This is a genomic window from Pseudomonas sp. WHRI 8519 (assembly GCF_040224055.2).
GTDB classification, from domain to species: domain Bacteria; phylum Pseudomonadota; class Gammaproteobacteria; order Pseudomonadales; family Pseudomonadaceae; genus Aquipseudomonas; species Aquipseudomonas putida_X.
Map to the genome: position 1 here is coordinate 1,299,034 of NZ_CP167996.1, position 16,451 is coordinate 1,315,484.

General features: G+C 55.4%; 14 protein-coding genes. 8 read left to right on the plus strand and 6 right to left on the minus strand.

The genetic code is table 11. From position 1 onward, the window contains the following. Window positions 1-59 precede the first annotated feature (59 nt). The 5 genes from ABRP30_RS05930 (at window position 60) to gabP (ending at window position 6,754) form a co-directional block, all read left to right on the plus strand. Window positions 60-641, plus strand: coding sequence for a TetR/AcrR family transcriptional regulator (locus ABRP30_RS05930; protein WP_349976419.1), 582 nt, complete (start codon window positions 60-62; stop codon window positions 639-641). Between the two features lie 80 nt (window positions 642-721). Further along, entirely contained in the window at window positions 722-1,303 is a 582-nt protein-coding gene (locus ABRP30_RS05935; protein WP_349976420.1) for an NAD(P)H-dependent oxidoreductase, read from the plus strand. 137 nt (window positions 1,304-1,440) lie between these two features. Further along, window positions 1,441-2,196 (plus strand): YkgJ family cysteine cluster protein, encoded by a 756-nt coding sequence (locus tag ABRP30_RS05940; RefSeq protein WP_349976421.1) that lies wholly within the window; start codon window positions 1,441-1,443, stop codon window positions 2,194-2,196. 2,102 nt (window positions 2,197-4,298) lie between these two features. Next, window positions 4,299-5,201, plus strand: coding sequence for a DMT family transporter (locus ABRP30_RS05945; protein WP_349976422.1), 903 nt, complete (start codon window positions 4,299-4,301; stop codon window positions 5,199-5,201). Between the two features lie 146 nt (window positions 5,202-5,347). Next, entirely contained in the window at window positions 5,348-6,754 is a 1,407-nt protein-coding gene (gene gabP, locus ABRP30_RS05950) for a GABA permease (protein WP_349976423.1), read from the plus strand. Between the two features lie 45 nt (window positions 6,755-6,799). Here the strand turns inward: gabP and ABRP30_RS05955 are convergent, their stop codons facing one another. From ABRP30_RS05955 to ABRP30_RS05980, 6 genes are all read right to left on the minus strand, one after another. Beyond that, window positions 6,800-7,840: a GlxA family transcriptional regulator gene (locus ABRP30_RS05955; protein WP_349976424.1), complete on the minus strand. Its 1,041-nt coding sequence runs from the start codon at window positions 7,838-7,840 to the stop codon at window positions 6,800-6,802. Between the two features lie 67 nt (window positions 7,841-7,907). Beyond that, window positions 7,908-8,759 carry an ABC transporter permease subunit gene (locus ABRP30_RS05960; RefSeq protein WP_349976425.1) on the minus strand — a complete coding sequence of 284 codons (852 nt, stop codon included), beginning with the start codon at window positions 8,757-8,759 and terminating at the stop codon, window positions 7,908-7,910. Continuing rightward, the gene (locus tag ABRP30_RS05965) at window positions 8,746-9,603 is read right to left on the minus strand and encodes an ABC transporter permease subunit (RefSeq protein WP_349976426.1); all 858 of its coding nucleotides are present in this window, start codon (window positions 9,601-9,603) and stop codon (window positions 8,746-8,748) included. The genes ABRP30_RS05960 and ABRP30_RS05965 overlap by 14 nt, the downstream gene beginning before the upstream one ends. After that, window positions 9,600-10,712 carry a glycine betaine/L-proline ABC transporter ATP-binding protein gene (locus ABRP30_RS05970; RefSeq protein ID WP_349976427.1) on the minus strand — a complete coding sequence of 371 codons (1,113 nt, stop codon included), beginning with the start codon at window positions 10,710-10,712 and terminating at the stop codon, window positions 9,600-9,602. Before ABRP30_RS05970 ends, ABRP30_RS05965 begins: the two co-directional genes overlap by 4 nt. Before the next feature lie 74 nt (window positions 10,713-10,786). Then, complete coding sequence (locus ABRP30_RS05975; RefSeq protein ID WP_349976428.1) at window positions 10,787-11,638, minus strand: glycine betaine ABC transporter substrate-binding protein; 852 nt, start codon at window positions 11,636-11,638, stop codon at window positions 10,787-10,789. Between the two features lie 126 nt (window positions 11,639-11,764). After that, entirely contained in the window at window positions 11,765-12,457 is a 693-nt protein-coding gene (locus ABRP30_RS05980) for a GntR family transcriptional regulator (protein ID WP_349976429.1), read from the minus strand. 339 nt (window positions 12,458-12,796) lie between these two features. Between ABRP30_RS05980 and ABRP30_RS05985 the strand changes: the two genes are divergently transcribed. The 3 genes from ABRP30_RS05985 to ABRP30_RS05995 all read left to right on the plus strand — a co-directional run bounded on the left by ABRP30_RS05985 (window position 12,797) and on the right by ABRP30_RS05995 (window position 16,446). Next, the gene (locus ABRP30_RS05985; RefSeq protein WP_349976430.1) at window positions 12,797-13,519 is read left to right on the plus strand and encodes a GntR family transcriptional regulator; all 723 of its coding nucleotides are present in this window, start codon (window positions 12,797-12,799) and stop codon (window positions 13,517-13,519) included. Window positions 13,520-13,613: 94 nt separating this feature from the next. Beyond that, window positions 13,614-14,933 (plus strand): FAD-binding oxidoreductase, encoded by a 1,320-nt coding sequence (locus ABRP30_RS05990; RefSeq protein WP_349976431.1) that lies wholly within the window; start codon window positions 13,614-13,616, stop codon window positions 14,931-14,933. Between the two features lie 184 nt (window positions 14,934-15,117). After that, window positions 15,118-16,446 (plus strand): MFS transporter, encoded by a 1,329-nt coding sequence (locus ABRP30_RS05995; RefSeq protein ID WP_349976471.1) that lies wholly within the window; start codon window positions 15,118-15,120, stop codon window positions 16,444-16,446. Window positions 16,447-16,451 lie beyond the last annotated feature (5 nt).

Sequence of the window (16,451 nt, forward strand, 5' to 3'; positions counted from 1 at the left end):
CCTACCAGGAATAATATAGTCTCAGCTACAGTATTCAGTGGCCTGGATTCGGAGCAGCTATGGCTGGTAGACCACGACAATTTGATATCGATGCCGCCATAGATGCGGTGCTGCCCCTTTTCGTGGAGAGGGGATATGAGGGAGCCTCCTTTGGCGACCTGATTAAGGCCATCGGCATCAACCCGCCAAGCTTCTATGCTGCTTTCGGCAACAAGGAAGGGTTATTTCGTCAAGTCCTAGGGCGGTACATCGCAGGGGCTCGTACAGCGATACGTGAAGCTATGGCAGAGCCAACAGCCCGCGAAGCCGTGCGTCATTTGCTAATCGGGTATGTAAATGCCGTAACAGCTAACGAAACTGGCCGCGGATGCCTTCTTGTTCAGGGGGCGCTGGCCACTACTAACAGCTCCGTTCATCTTCGGGACTACCTGAGTGAACAGCGCGAGGCGACTACAACGGCAATTGCGCTAAGGCTCCTGCAAGCAGCTCAGTCCAACGACAGAACGTTCCCAGGCGAGCCCTACGCAGTAGCACGGCTCATCAGCATGGTCATCACCGGGATCGCCACCCAAGCAGCGTCCGGTGTTACAAAGCGTGAACTGCTTGAAGCTGTGGAAGTGCTTATCGCACAGTTCGAGTAAATTTTTTTGCTTAATTATGTAGCTTTGACTACATAATTTTTCTTACGCCTCGCGCGTCACCATTAATCTGGAGCGTAGCAATGTCGAATGTATTGATAATTAATGGCCACTTGAAGTATTCATACTCTCCCGGACTCTTGAACGCTAGCTTAGCTAAGCGCGCCGAGTTACATTTCCGAGAAAAGGGGTGGAACATAAAAACGACTGTCGTCGAAGAAGGTTACGACGTGGCGGCAGAGGTCGAGAAGCTCAAATGGGCGGATGTAGTCCTTTTGCAGATGCCATTGAATTGGATGGGTATGCCATGGTCGCTCAAAAAATACACGGATGAGGTATGGAGTGCAGGGATGGCTGGCGAACTTTCAATGTACGATGGCCGCAGTCCAGAGGCACCGAAGAAAAACTACGGTCTAGGAGGGCTCTTAAAAGGTCGCTACATGATATCTGTCACAGCTAACGCTCCGCGTGAGGCCTTTAACGAGCCTAATGAACTATTCTTTGCTGGTAGAAGTGAAGATGATCTCTTGTTGTGGATTGACTTGAACTTTAAGTGGATCGGTCTCGAAAAAACGCCATGCTTCTGGGCCTACGACGTCTTTAAAAATCCCGATATCGAGAATGACTTTAATCGTTTCGATGCGCATCTGTCTGCCTGCTTCTGATTAACGTAGATTAGCGAATCGTAAGTGAGCAGTGCGACTGTGGGCTGTCTTTATCTGGAGTGCTTAAATTTAGTCCGCCCATAATTTAGTTGCGCTCGCCTCGAGAACGCGACCCAACAATATTTTCGAGTGCTGACATGGATAACCGTGCGATTCGATTTTCCTGCAACAGTTGCGGAGCTTGCTGCAAAGGTCGCCTCATTCCACTGACATTAGAAGAAACTAAGTTGTGGCTGAAAAGAGGGCATGAGGTAGCGATCTTACTTGAGGCTTTCGATGAGTTTCAATGGGGTTCAACTCGTCAGGAGTTAGCTCATGCAAAAGGAAGAGCGGTGGAAGTCACCAGTGGTGGCGTCCCTATCTACGTAATTGCAGTATTCGCGGGCAATGCTCTGACGGGCTGTCAGAATCTGGATGATAAAAACCGTTGCGGCATTTATGACGACCGCCCATTGGTATGTCGAATCTATCCTGCTGAAGTAAACCCATTCATCACCCTGACTCCAGCAAGCAAAGTTTGTCCGCCTGAGGTGTGGGAGGGAGGAGAGGTGTTGTTTAATGATAATATCATTGACCCCATTCTTACGGATCAGATTGAGCGTTCTCGAAAGGCAGATAGGGGCGATGCTCAGGCTAAAATCGCACTATGCGAAATCCTGGGGCTAAACGTTGCTGCTTGGAAAGGGAACGCATTTACAATTTATATGGTTGATCGAGAGCAACTTTTAGACGCTATTGTATTCTACGACATCATGAAAGGCTCAGTCGTGCGCACTAACTGGCGGGTTCGAACTGATACGCCCTCGCTGCGTAAAAAAATTACTAAGACGGGTATAGTATTGGATGATCACTTGGAGGCTGACTACATATTCTATCCGCTAGAAGATATATAGATTCTTCAATGCTGTATGGGAGTAGGGCGGGTTCGCGGTGCGCCGTTCAATTCTTGGTGCGTGCAAAGCTAACAAGTTTTACTTCAAGATCTCGCATGGACATCATGACGATTGGAGCCGCTTCGGCCACTTAGATACATCCGATACCAATTTTCTTGGCGCTTGTGGTCGAGAATTCGTTAGCTGAACGTTTGTGAGGCGGAGTTACATTCCTGTAAATCTCCCCGGTTCAAATGATAGTAGGGGAAATTTGGGTTGATATTTTTGTCGAGGTGACCGTCACCCCTAGCTACGACGCTATTTCCGTTTGCTTGTACGCTAGGCATGGTATTAATTAGCCATGTATCGCTTGCTGACTTCAGCGTCTGCTGAGTTCAGAAACACCGAACTTATACAAAAACGATAAACTAGCTGCGCTTCTCTAGTTTTTTTTTGTTCCGGCCAGGATATCGACGCAGTCATTTTCCGCGTTACAGGTGCACTTCTCTTGCGCTACCTGGCCATTCACATATTGATTGGCCAGGTAGCGTCACCATTTGCGGCGTAGTCTGGCCATCCTCAGAAGCGCGCCTTCGTATAGCCAAACTTCCGTTTGATCACGTGAAACGGGCTTACGACCTCGGTACAGGTCTGGGCCTTCCACTTCTCCATCTTGTGCAGTGTTTTACAAGGCACCACCCTTGCTGTGTTTCTTGTTGGCGCCGCTCAAAGATCGATCTGCCAGATGACGGCACGATGTTCAAGTTTCGGGGCGCTTCTCGACATCAGTACAGCAGGCATTGGAGCACACCACGTGTTTGTCGCCGCGTAACAGTCAGTCAGCATGAGTGATGTTCTTTTATTAACTGTCGTCACCTCTAGGCCAGGTGCCAGGCTAGATTCTCTCTCGGAGCCAATTTGGGCTTTCGCGCCGTTTTTCGAACCGCTCGCGCGGATCAGTGTGGGATCGCTGATGGTACCCTGGCGCAGTTACAGCCGCGATCTCTAGGGCACAGGCGGCTGCAGGTGAGACCGCTCATTTTCACCTGGCTTTTTGAAATCGAGCTATCAGTATGCAGCACTCCGCCCCCGCCCCTTGGCTTTCCGATCAACCGCGAAAGCTTTGCCTGGGAGGAGCGGCCCTTTGCGTGTTTACCGTATGTTAGGAGCTTGCGCGGCGCTGAGGTATGTTGTCGCGTGAGCAATATGCAAAAAGGTGCGGATGCTTTGCGCGGGCCTAAGATTTGTCTTTTCCACGGGCGGCGGCATCTCCACTGAAAGCGGTAGACCGACTTTTTGCGATAAGTGACCGGGCTTTAATCGAAGCACGATCCTGAGCGTCTTGAAACAGCGGGAGCCTTCACAGAGAACCCGGCTCTAATGAGGAACTGGTATCTATGGCAGCGCCATCAGTTCATCCAGGCCAAAACCAACGCGGCCCACCATTCTATTTTTCAGCTAGCCAATGGCGTGTGGGACGTATCCTTCGTCAATCAGAACATTTTGGGCTTACATGAGGAGCCGATTCCAATCCGGTGTTTTACCTTTATAATAGTCTATGGACGTCAAGTGCCTCGCCTAAAACGGTTCAATGGTTTCGGATAAAAGGTTCGTTGGCGCATGGAAATCCTAGCGATAAGGGTGATCGCGTCCGCTTAAAAATACGCGGACACCATCGCCCTTAATGCTGGAGTTCGAAAGTTGAGCTTGCCGTTACGCTTACGTGTTACCCGCGGCGCTCTAGCGATCAGTGCATCAGATGGCTAAATGCCATCGCCATGTCCGACCACTACCAAGGTGCCCCTTGGTGCTCCAGATAGGACTATGCGTCGCTTGCGCTATGTCGACTTAAGACATGATCGACGTCTTTTTTGGACAAGATCCTGTCCTCCCCGAACGGTCGATCAAGCATTCAACCCTCAATAATTCACATAACGGCTCGCCTCGCGCCACAGGCCAGCTGTTGCAGTTTTTCGAGTAAGCAGCCTCGTCTTAAAACTCCAATGCTGCGGCGCCCCTTGCACCGGCAATCCGGTAGCACTCCTATAAAAATAGAACCTATTACATATCTAACGCCGCGCCGTGCGGAACGCGCTCGCGCGCTTATTGAAGACTTGACTGCCATGATCGCTACTTCTGCTTCCAGCACCGGTGTATCCACCGGTCCTCGTAATGCTTTGCTCTGCGCGCACATCGCTGCGGTTTTGTTTGGGCTTACCGGTATCCTCGGGGCGTTGATTCTCGCCGATGCCAGCGTAATCACTTTCGGCCGAGCGACATTTGCCTTCATTGCCCTTGGGTTTGTTGCTGGTCTCAAGGGCACTCGCCTGTTGGACGCGCTCAGCTGGCGCAACCTACCTGTCATTGGCCTCACTGGCACCTTATTGGCCGCCCACTGGGTTACGTTCTTCGTTGCAGTGAAGGTTGGGGGCGTAGCAGTGGCTACTCTCGGCTTCGCCAGCTTCCCTGCTTTCATCGCTCTCGTAGACTTGCTGCTGTTTCGCGAGCGTATCGGTAAAACCGAAGGCCTGCTGCTGCTTTTGGTGACAGCCGGGCTGGTATTGGTGGTTCCTTCATTCGACCTGCTCGACAAGGGCACAGTCGGTTTGGTCTGGGGATTGGCTTCGGGCTTGTCATTCGCTCTGTTGGCGGTCGCTAACCGTCGCCACACGGCGGGTATGAACGCCCTGCAGATCGCGTTCTGGCAGAACGTGGTGGTGGCAGCGCTGATGGTGCCATTTGCGTTCAGCCACCTCGTCAACGCCAGCCTTCGGGCAGATGACTGGGTAAACCTGGCGCTTCTGGGCGTTTTCTGCACCGGGCTTTCACAATTTCTTTTCGTAAAGAGTCTGGATGGGCTGCAGGCGCGCACCGCTGGGATGATCATCGCGCTGGAGCCGGTGTATGCCATCGCCTGTGCTTGGTGGCTGTTTGGAGAACAGCCTTCGCTGCGCATGGGTGCTGGAGCGGTGCTGGTGGTGCTGGCCACTGTGCTGAGCGCCCGCTGCAAACCATCATCTCACTGACGCTGTGTAGCTAGGGATATGTCCGGCTCACTCCATTTGATGTCCGAACCAGTCAATTGAGCCCTGTTTTCGCTCTCTATGGTTAAGCGGTGAAGTGCCCTCGGCACTGCACCATACCCATAACAAGAGCAAAAGCAGGGAGCATAATGACTATGACGACGTCTGGGAAAGCCAGCGATCAGTTGGCACAGGGATTCAAACCTCGACATGTGACCATGTTGTCGATCGCTGGTGTGATTGGCGCGGGTTTGTTCGTAGGTTCCGGACAAGCGATCGCCGCGGCAGGTCCGGCAGCAATCGTTGCGTATGCGCTTGCTGGCGCCCTGGTAGTGCTGGTGATGCGGATGCTCGGCGAGATGGCAGTGGCGAGTCCTGACACCGGTTCCTTCTCCACTTATGCAGATCGTGCAATCGGCCGCTGGGCCGGTTTCACCATTGGCTGGCTGTATTGGTGGTTCTGGGTGCTGGTGATTCCGATCGAGGCGATTGCTGCCGGCGTCGTGCTAAACAACTGGTTTCCCGGGGTTCAACCTTGGTGCTTCGCGTTGTCGATGACAGTGCTACTCACCGCTACAAACCTGTTCAGCGTAGCCAAGTACGGTGAGTTCGAATTCTGGTTCGCCATGCTCAAAGTGATTGCGATAGTCGCCTTCATCGCACTTGGCGGATTCGCTCTGACAGGGGTATTGCCGGCACGCGAGGTCAGCGGTCTGGCAAGTCTGATGAGCGCCCATGGCGGCTTCATGCCGAATGGCTGGACGGCCATCATTGGCGCGTTGCTCACCACCATGTTCAGCTACCTCGGCACCGAAGCGGTAACTATCGCCGCTTCCGAGTCTGCTGACCCCGCCAGAAATATCGCCAAGGCGACACGGTCGGTGATCTGGCGGATAAGCGTGTTCTACTTGCTTTCAATCTTCATCATCATATCGGTGGTGCCATGGAATGATCCGCTGCTGCCACTTCATGGTTCCTATCAACGGGCATTGGAGATCATGAACATTCCCTATGCGAAGCTGATGGTAGACATTGTGGTACTAGTGGCGGTAGCCAGCTGCCTGAACTCGTCTATCTACATCGCTTCGCGCATGTTGTTCTCCCTTGCTAAGCGCGGAGATGCACCGGCTGCCATAGGCCGTACTTCGGGAGCCGGTGTACCTCGGGCTGCAGTGATAGGCAGCACACTGATTGGCATGGTGACCACCATCATCAACTACTTCGCACCGTCCGAGGTGTTTGCGTTTCTGTTGGCCAGTTCGGGGTCGATTGCTCTGCTGGTATATCTCGCCATCGCTTTCTCACAGCTACGCATGCGAGCCGTGCTAGAGAAGCAGAACCAAGCTATTGCCTTCAAGATGTGGCTATACCCATGGCTAACCTATGGGGTGATTAGCTTCATCATCTTTGCATTGGGCGTGATGTTCGTGATGCCACAACATCGGTTGGAGGTGTCGCTAACCATCAGCTTGGCGTTGGTGATTCTGGTATTAGGTGTGATCAACAGCCGACGCCATGGGCAAGGGATGACGCTGCCGACAATAAAGACTGCGTGATATGAAAAAAGCCCGTTCGCAGAACGTCTGCGAGCGGGCTTCATGTCAGCAGGGTTCGCGCTGCATGCTTCTTACGCAGGCAAAGCGTTTTTCCTTCGAGGGACTGTATCCGAAGAACGAGGTATAACACTTGCTGAAGTGGCTTGCAGAGACGAACCCGCAGGCCACGGCCACGCCCAATAGCGGCAGGTCGGAATACTGCAGCAGTCGTCGGCTTTCGGTGATGCGCAGCTCTAGGTAGTAACGCACAGGGGTTGTCCCCAACTGATGCTGGAACAATCGTCCGATCTGGCGCTTCGAGCGACCAACGTATTCGGCTATCTGATCCTGGCTCAGGGGCTCTTCAATATTTGCGGCCATCAGGCTGATCGCTTCACGTAGCGGCTCACTGATGTTGGTGTGAGGGGCCGGGACAGTGCGCCGGTAACGGGACGCCTCGAAAGCGAGGATGGCAGTGACGCCATCGGTAAGTGCCGTGCCTCTTCTTTGCCCCAGCCACTCAAGCACCATGTTGAATGCACCTGCAGGGCTCGCCGCGCTCAAGCGGTCACGGTCGACGACGAAGCTTTCTGTGCTTACGTGACTGTGGTGGGCGATTTCCGCTACGGCCCCACGGTGTTCCGGATGAACAGCGCAGCGGTAGCCGTCCAGCAATCCCGATTGCCCCAAGAACCAGGCCCCGTTCCATAGCCCGGCCAATGCCACTCCCTTTCTTGCCAGGCCTTGCAGGCATGTGCTCAAGCCAACGGAAGCTACCAATTCGGTACGCAGGCCTCCGCAAATCACCAGCAGATCCAGCGGTATCTTGAGGCTTTTGTCCAATGACGCGGCAGGAGAAATATCGATACCCACGTCACTGACTACTGACTGGCCGTCCAAACTGAAGGTGGTACTTACACAGCTTTCTGGCTGAATCAGATTGGCAGTAACCAGGGTGTCCAGAGCCTGAGTAAACGCCAACAGCGAAAAGTGCTCAAGCAAGAGAAAGCCTACGCGCGTCTGCTTATGGGGGAGCTGTTCGACCGAGTGGGTAAAACGTGAATTGTGCCCATTCAGGGCATTGCTGAAGCTACGAGTGGGACGCAACGGTGTTTCTCTTTGATCATGCAAGAAGTAGTGGCGGGCCAGAACAGCCCGCCGTGTTTTCCAGGGCTTACTGAGGTTGTGGCCCCGCCCGTCGGCTGAGCAGCCCTCGCGAGAGCCGGTCGAGCAATAGAGCTACGGCGACGATAGCCAAGCCCGCACGTAGGCCAAGCCCCATTTCCATGCGAGTCAGGCCGCGGGTAACTTCAGCGCCCAAGCCGCCTGCACCGACCAACCCGGCCAGAACGACCATGGCCAGCGACATCAGGATGCACTGATTGAGGCCAACCAACAGGGTAGGCATGGCACTGGGAAGTTCGATCTTCAACAAGATGGTGCGGGGTTTTGCACCGGTGGCCTGGCCGAGCTCCAGCAAGTCTTTGGGTACCTGGCGGAAGCCGAGCGTGGTCAGACGCAGCATTGGCGGAATGCCATAAATGATTGTCGCCATGATAGCTGGCACCTTGCCCAGGCTGAAGATGATCACAGCCGGGATCAAGTACACCCATGGCGGCACGGTCTGCATCACGTTCAGCAGCGGGCTCAAGGCGTTGTCGAAGCGTTTTACCCGAGCTGCAAGGATGCCCAGCGGGAAGGCCACGGCAACGGCAATCAGTACAGCCACTGACACCAAGGCGATGGTCTGCATGGAAGCGGTCCAGAAACCACTGAGCCAGCAAAAGCCCAGCAGCACACCTGCAAGCCCAGCGGTGCGTAGGTTGATGAACAGCCCTGTCAAAATGCATACGCCCGCAATCATTGCGTAAGCCGGTGGCAATAACAGCAGCGCCTCGACCGCGCCTAGCATGGTCTCGACGAAGCGGCTTATGACCGCGAACAGCCCATGCATGTTGGTGTTCAGCCAGTCGAACAGGGGCGCCAGGTAGGCGCCGGGAGAGATGTTCATTTCAGTGAGCGCCATGACGCGCCTCCTCGGCGGTGCGGATGCCGCTCTGGGCCAGCCGATCGAGGATCAGGGTGAGGATCACGATGGCGATGGCGGCGTTGATCGAGCGGGCGATGTCCAGCGTCCGGATGGCGCTGTAGATTACTTCTCCAAGCCCTCCAGAGCCGACGATCCCTGCGATAACCACCATGCCGAAGGCCATCATCAGGCTTTGGTTGATGCCTGTCATAATGCTAGGCATGGCGAACGGCAAGCGGATCTTGGCGAATTGTTGCCAACCGGTAGTACCGCTTGCGTTCCCCAACTCCAGAAACGCCTTTGGTGTCATGCGGATGCCTAGCGCGGTGAGGCGTAACACTGGCGGCACGGCCACGATGACCGTAGCCACGAGTGCTGTACCAGTGCCGTAGCCCAGCAGTGCGATGGCAGGCAGCAGATAGATGTAGGGCGGTAATGTCTGGATCAGGTCCATGGCCGGGTCACAAACGCGATTCACTGCAGGTGAAAGGCCGGCCGCTACCCCACAGGGAATACCAATTATCAACGCCAGGCTGGTGGCGGTAAGCACCAACGCCAGGGTACTCATGGTTTGCGGCCACAAGCCCATCAGCGCGCACATTAGTAGTGCCAAGAGAGTGCCAAGCGAAAAGCGCCACCCGGCCACGCGCCATGCCAGGAGGGCGAACACCAATGCCACGGCATAGAAAGGTGGTACCTCCAATACCGTGTATACAGCCTGGTACAGTGCTTTGAGCAGGTCGTTGAAGAGGTCGAACACACCAGCGGCATTATCGGATAGCCACATCAAGGCATTGTCGACGCGCTCATCGAAGGCAGAGGCAAAGTCATCGGGGTTCATGCGAGCCCCCCCACGGACGTGCGCGCCTGTATAGGGGCCTCGTCATCTCTTACACCTTGAACGGCGCGCAGCAAGTCGCGCTGGCTTATCACTCCCAGCAACGCTCCATTCTCACGCACGCCGACTGCATCGTGCCCCGAGCGAATCAACAGGTTGATCAGGGAATCCAGGTCACTCTCCGGGGCGGCACATTGCAATTGCTCCGGATTTTCGTGCGGGTGGCGGGCACTGTATTCCGCCAGCGGTTGCATTATGGAATGAGCTTTGACCAAGTGCAGGCGTGAAATCCCGGCAACGAATTCGGCTACATAGTCATCGGCCGGATTGAGCACGATATCTTCGGCGGTGCCTTCCTGGATGATCACCCCATCTTTCATGATGGCGATACGGTCGCCGATGCGAATGGCCTCTTCGAGGTCGTGGGTGATGAACACAGCGGATTTGCCCAAGGACTTGGTGAGTTCCCTGAACTCGTCCTGCAGCTGTCGACGGATGAGCGGGTCCAGCGCGCTGAACGGCTCGTCCATGAGTATTACCTCAGGGTCGGAAGCGATTGCCCGGGCAAGACCGACACGCTGTTGCATGCCGCCGGACAACTCAGCGGGGTAGCGGTTCGCCCAATCGCTCAGCCCAACCTTGGCCAAAGCGCGCCCGGCCACTTCATGGCGTTTGCCCTTGGACAGGCCTTGCACTTCCAGGCCGAAGGCCGCGTTTTCTAACACTGTGCGATGTGGCAGCAAGGCAACGCTCTGAAAAACCATGCCGATATGTTTGGCACGGACTTCGCGCAGCGCTGCGGCGTCCAGTTGTGCTATGTCGCGGCCCTTAACCAGAATTTCGCCACTTGTGGGGACAATGAGGCGGTTGAGCAGGCGAATCAGCGTGGATTTGCCACTGCCAGAAAGGCCCATGATGCAGAAGATCTCTCCTCGACGTACTTGCAGGTCGACATTGGAGACGCCCACCACGCAGCCGTAGTCCTGAAGAATCTGAGTTTTTGTTAGGCCGCGCTCGCGGTAGGCCTGCATAGCGGCAGGCGCGCGGTCGCCGAAGATCTTCCAGACACCGCGGCAATCCACCAGTGTTTCAACAACGTCATTGGTATTCATGTGTGCACCCGAACCAGAGTTTTCTGGTGTGTTCTTGTTTCAAGTTCGGCAGTGGCAAAAGTAAAACGCTGCTGTCAGTATTTTTTGATGTTTTCCCAGCGCTTGAGCAGATCGGCATGACTGTCGGTCCAATCCTTCACGGCTTGGTCCATGCTCTTGCCATCGTTCACTGCGCTGTTGATTGCACTGATGTCCGCCAGCGGTACATAAACGCTGGCGATTACTTCACGGGCCTGGGGGTTCTCCGCCGAGAAGCCTTTCTGCCCAATCCAGTAGTAGCCTTGCGCTGGAGCGAATACGCCTTTCGGATCCTTGAGGAACTTGGTGTCGTATTTGAGAGCCATCCAAGTCGGCTCCCAGAGGGTCACGGCTACCCATTCCTTGCGATCGACCGCTGATTTGAGCGCGGCGGTCATGGCCGCTGTGCTGCCTTCGAGCAGGTTGAGTTTCAGGTCATAAGCTTTAACTGCCTTGGCTGCGTCGCTCATCAAGCCCGAGCCGGGTTCAATACCGACGATCTTGTTGCCGAACTTATCGGCGTTTTCGTTGAGCTGCTCGATCGAGTCGATTGGCACGTACTTGGGCACAGCGATCGCCTGGTAAAGCCCGTGGGAAACCGGCGAGATCTTTTCCAGGCGGTTCTTGTTACGGTTCCAGAAATCCTGAGCTACGTAATCGATCTGCGAGGCGAGGATCTGCACATCACCCTTGCTCAGGGCTGCGTAAGCGATGCCCCACTCCGAAAACGAGGTCACCTTGACGGTGTAGCCGGCGTCCTCCAGTACTTTCTTGGTGATCCCGGTGATGGGCGTGAGGTCTTCCCAGGATAGGGTGCCCATGTTGATGACCTTTTCTTCGGCATGGGCCTGACACAGCCCTATACCGATCATTGCGAATGCGCACAGTGCCTTGCGGATACGATTCATGTTGAACTCCTGCTTTGTGGTGGCTGGGCGTTAAGCCCTGTTTTTGTCGAAATTCACCTGCGTGCATCCGTGGTCGGCCAACGTCCGTCCATAGCGGGTACTGCAAAACTGTCTTACGAGCGCTTGTCAGCCGCTGTTGACATCGCGTGCAACGTCTTCAACCAGGCTTTGCGGGGCGATAAACAGCTGCATGTTGCAGCGCGAAAGCTCCCAGTGTTCGAACACCAAATCGACTACCGCGCCTTCGTCATGCCGGCTGAAAGCTTCAATGAAGCTGTCGTGATGCTCGACGGCCAAGCACAGGTGGCGCTCCATGTCGCTGTTGCGTGGGCGGAAGAAGGTGTGGCCGATACGTGCGTGGTCGATTAACAGTCGACCAAGACTGGGTTCGAGATAAGGGTTGCCAGACATCTCGCCCATGATCTCGTGGAAGCGGTTGTTCTCAACGACCATCGCCCGAGGGTCGCGACTTTGGCTCGCTGTGCGAAAACGATCCTGGGTGGCATGCAGGTCGCGCAGTTGAGCTGGCTTGTAGTTTTGAACGGCAAGTCGCCCGACGGCGGCATACACCATGGGCGCCACCAGGAAAAAGTTGCGCAAGGTGTTGTGGTTCATCGGTGCCACCCGGGCGCCACGATGTTCCTGTATGTCCAGATAGCCTTCACCCGCCAGGCGGCGAAACACCTCTCTGACAGGGGTACGCGATAGCCCGTATCGTTCGCTTAGCCCCAGCTCGTCCAGCAATTGGTCGGGGCTGAGTTCCATGGTCAGAATCTGGCCTTTCAGATCCTCGTACAGCTCATTTTTGCCGCCTCTCATGGAATCTCCCACCGTTCACCAAGCCCCGGAGTGATCACTGTTTGATGCAGACTGGCACGGGATCAGAACCCCGTCAATGCGATTGTATTCTTTGTGTATACCTAGATAATTTAGAAAGAATACAGCGAGCCCAGTGCTCATCAGCGTTTGCGACCGCTGCGTTTGGCACCGCTATGGTCGTTGGTTGGCATGATATTGTCGCAGACAGAAATGTGCGCTTCGAATCGTCGGGATCACGCTTTACCGATGGTCGAAAAACCAGTAGACACATTGTCTAACGATCCCTATATTCATTATACAAATTGTAGACACAACATTATGAAAACCAAGAAAGCTGCCATGAAAGCAATCGCTGAGGCTCATCCTCTGATCGGTGAAGTGCCGCTGGACCGCAAGGGTGTCCTCGCTGATGCCTTGCGCCGGCGCATCCTGAGCATGGAGTTGGCACCTGGCGCGGTGGTCGATGAGCTGGCCTTGAGTGAAGAGTTCGGCCTGTCCCGCCCGCCGGTTCGAGAGTTGCTCAGACAAATTGCAGCAGAGGGCTACATCGAATTGGAGGCCAATCGCGCGCCTCGCGTGGCTGCGATGAACCACGATTCCCTGCACAGCTTTTTCTTGGCAGCGCCGTTGATCTATATAGCGACGACGCAGTTGGCGGCTACACATGCAACTGCGCGTGAGATCGAGGGGCTCAAGGCCATTCAGGCGATGTTCCGCCAGGCCATTGAAGAGCGCGACGTGGAAAACCGTGTGCTCTACAACGATGCCTTCCATCTGGAGATCGGCCGGATGGCGCATAACGACTACTTGTTGCCCAGCCTGCGGCGCCTTCTGATCGACCACACAAGGCTGGGCAAGATCTTCTATCGACATCCGACCACTGATGACATGCAGCGCGACCTAGATCTCGCCTGCCAGCAGCACGATCAAATGATCGAGGCCATCGAGCGTCGAGATCCTGAAACTGCCGGACAGCTTGTGCGCGAGCACTTCGAGTTGTCCCGTCGCCGCATGGCCGAATACGCGGCGCCCCAAGGGATGGAAGTGGCACTGGCCTTATGAAGTAATGCTCACCGCGCGCCAATATCCGGCAGGATGCCGGGTATGGCGAGGCGTGATGAGGAACAGACGCTAACAACAATATCTGGTTCCTGAAATGACAAAGATCACCTCGTTGCCCGCTGACGACACTACGTGTGGTTGGTACCACCTGAGCAAAGGACGGCAGATCAAAGCACCGCACCGTGGGCATACCGCCGCACGTTGGGTTGTTGTCGGTGCTGGCTTTACCGGGTTGGCCGCTGCACGCCAGCTGGCGTTGAATTTTCCCGATGACCAGGTCGTGCTGCTTGAAGCCCAGGAAGTAGGGTTCGGTTCGTCGGGGCGCAATGCTGGTTTTGCCATCGACCTGCCTCATGACATCGGCGCCGAGGACTACATCGGTGACATCGCCATCGCCAGAACCACGCTGAAGCTCAACCTCAGCGGACAGTCATTCCTCAAGGAACTGGTGGAACGCTATCAGATCGATTGCCAGATGAAGCATTGCGGCAAGTACCAAGCTGCCGTAGAGCCACGCGGCATTGCCGTCCTGGATGCCTACCGGCGCGGCTTGGACAAACTCGATCAGCCTTACGAGATGATTGACGCCGATCAGCTTCCAGACCATATCGGCACCCATTTCTACCGCAAGGCCCTGTTCACTCCGGGTACTTCTCTTATTCAGCCCTCGGCGTTGGTAAAAGGGTTGGCAGATAATCTACCGCCGAATGTCACGCTCTATGAGCAGACGCCGATCACTGAAATTGAATACGGCGCAAAAACCGTGCTCAAGCATGCCAATGGCTCGATCACGGCTGACAAGCTGGTGCTCACTACCAACGCTTTCGGTATGAGTTTCGGCTTTCTCAAAGGCCGTATGCTGCCGGTGTTCACTTATGCCAGCCTGACCCGTCCGATGAACGAAGAGGAGCAGGCGAGGCTAGGGGGTAAGCCATACTGGGGCGTCATTCCCGCTGATCCATTCGGCACCACTGTGCGTCGCACGCCAGACAACCGTTTGTTGATCCGTAACAGTTTCAGTTTCAACCCCGACGGCCGTGCCAATCGCAAATACCTCGAACGCTTCGTGGTTCGTCATCGTGATGCCTTCGAACGTCGATTCCCGATGCTGCCAAACATGCCCTTCGAATACACCTGGGGCGGTGCTCTGGCAATGTCGCGCAACCACATGGGCTATTTTGGAGAGTTGGCACCTAATGTGTATGGCGCCCTTTGCTGCAATGGTTTGGGCGTTACGCGCGGCACTGCTACCGGAAAACTTTTGGCTGACTGGCTGGCCGGTGAAAAGAATGAACTGATCGATTTTGTTCGCCAGGCACCAGGACCGTGCGCGAACCCACCGGCGCCTTTGGTGTCGCTGGGTTTGAATCTGAATCTGAAATGGGGACAGTACCGCGCCGGAAAAGAAAGCTGAGTTAATTTAGAGTTCTATAACTTATTGATATTTGCCGGGCAACGATTTGCCTGGCCTGCGTTTCTATTGCGTGCTGTTTAGGGTCGAAGCGCACTTCGACAAAACGGGGCTGAATAAGATTTTCAGCTTCGCGGACTCGTTCGTCCTTAAACAGGTTGCACTTTGGTCGTGGCAGGAGAAAACAATGACAAATTCCAATGTATCAATCGAAGACGTACCTATTAATCGTTTTCATCAGTTTCTGACGGTACGCTCTGGCGGCGGATCGTTTGTTGACGGCTATGTGCTTAGCATCGTTGGTGTGGCCATGGCACAGATGTCCGCAGGGCTTGGCCTGTCCAGCTTCTGGCAGGGCATGATTGCGGCCTCGGCGCTGATCGGCATTTTTTTCGGTGGTTTCTTCGGCGGGTGGTTGACTGATCGTTTCGGTCGCAAACGCGTTTTCTTCGTGGGGCCGGTCCTGTTCGTTCTGTCCTCAGTCGCCCAGTTTTGGGTTGAGTCGGCGCTTGCGCTGTTTTTGTTGCGCTTTGCCATTGGCATCGCGGTCGGCATTGAGTATCCGGTGGCCACTTCGCTGCTGGTCGAGTTCCTGCCCAAGAAGAATCGAGGGCCTCGCCTGGCCACCCTCACTGTACTGTGGTTCGCAGGCGCAGCGGTGGCCTACATGGTCGGGGAAGCGATTCTTTACCACGGTGGCGATGATGCCTGGCGCATGGTCCTGGCCAGCGCAGCAGTAGTCGGTAGCGTGTTGTTCATGTTGCGCCTTGGTACGCCTGAATCACCACGCTGGCTTATCAGCAAGGGCCGCAGCGCCGAGGCTGAGCAGATTATCAAGCGTGTATATGGCCATGAGTTCTCTCTGCGTAACCTGCCAGAAGAGCCTAAAACCCGGAAACTGTCTTTCCTCAGTCTGCTGCACTCTGGCTATGGCAAGCGCATGTTGTTCGTCACCATGTTCTGGACGTGCTCGGTCATTCCGGTGTTTGCCGTCTATGCCTTCGCCCCGAAGGTACTCGGTGCACTCAATCTCAAAGGCGAGTGGGCCTCGATCGGCTCCGTCGCCATCACCTGTCTGTTCGTAGTCGGCTGCATCATTGCTACGCGCCTGATCAACGGCCTCGGCCGGCGGACCACGCTGCTGCACAGCTTCCTGTGGTCGGGGCTGGCGTTGCTGGGCCTGGGCGCATTCAGCAGCGGTTCGGAAATGCTGATTCTGGCCTTGTTCGGCGCCTATGCACTGTTTATCGGCGGTGCCCAAGTGCTGCAGCTTGTTTACCCCAACGAACTCTTCCCCACCGAAATCCGCGCTGGCGCGGTGGGTGTGGGCACCTCTATGTCGCGGGTCGGCGCTGCGGTCGGTACCTGGTTGGTCCCGATTGCCCTCGATACCTACGGAATCGGCGCCACCATGTATGCAGCCGCAGCAGTGACTTTCGTCGGCCTGGCGTTCTCCTACGCGTTGGCACCCGAAACCCGATCGATGAATCTGCAACAGGCCGCCTCGCTCGCCTGACCTGA

Excerpts from the sequence above, each read along its gene's own strand:
- ABRP30_RS05930 (WP_349976419.1), top strand. The coding sequence starts at position 60 with ATGGCTGGTAGACCACGACAATTTGATATCGATGCCGCCATAGATGCG.
- ABRP30_RS05935 (WP_349976420.1), top strand. The coding sequence starts at position 722 with ATGTCGAATGTATTGATAATTAATGGCCACTTGAAGTATTCATACTCT.
- ABRP30_RS05940 (WP_349976421.1), top strand. The coding sequence starts at position 1,441 with ATGGATAACCGTGCGATTCGATTTTCCTGCAACAGTTGCGGAGCTTGC.
- ABRP30_RS05945 (WP_349976422.1), top strand. The coding sequence starts at position 4,299 with ATGATCGCTACTTCTGCTTCCAGCACCGGTGTATCCACCGGTCCTCGT.
- gabP (WP_349976423.1), top strand. The coding sequence starts at position 5,348 with ATGACTATGACGACGTCTGGGAAAGCCAGCGATCAGTTGGCACAGGGA.
- ABRP30_RS05960 (WP_349976425.1), bottom strand. The coding sequence starts at position 8,759 with ATGGCGCTCACTGAAATGAACATCTCTCCCGGCGCCTACCTGGCGCCC.
- ABRP30_RS05965 (WP_349976426.1), bottom strand. The coding sequence starts at position 9,603 with ATGAACCCCGATGACTTTGCCTCTGCCTTCGATGAGCGCGTCGACAAT.
- ABRP30_RS05970 (WP_349976427.1), bottom strand. The coding sequence starts at position 10,712 with ATGAATACCAATGACGTTGTTGAAACACTGGTGGATTGCCGCGGTGTC.
- ABRP30_RS05975 (WP_349976428.1), bottom strand. The coding sequence starts at position 11,638 with ATGAATCGTATCCGCAAGGCACTGTGCGCATTCGCAATGATCGGTATA.
- ABRP30_RS05980 (WP_349976429.1), bottom strand. The coding sequence starts at position 12,457 with ATGAGAGGCGGCAAAAATGAGCTGTACGAGGATCTGAAAGGCCAGATT.
- ABRP30_RS05985 (WP_349976430.1), top strand. The coding sequence starts at position 12,797 with ATGAAAGCAATCGCTGAGGCTCATCCTCTGATCGGTGAAGTGCCGCTG.
- ABRP30_RS05990 (WP_349976431.1), top strand. The coding sequence starts at position 13,614 with ATGACAAAGATCACCTCGTTGCCCGCTGACGACACTACGTGTGGTTGG.
- ABRP30_RS05995 (WP_349976471.1), top strand. The coding sequence starts at position 15,118 with ATGACAAATTCCAATGTATCAATCGAAGACGTACCTATTAATCGTTTT.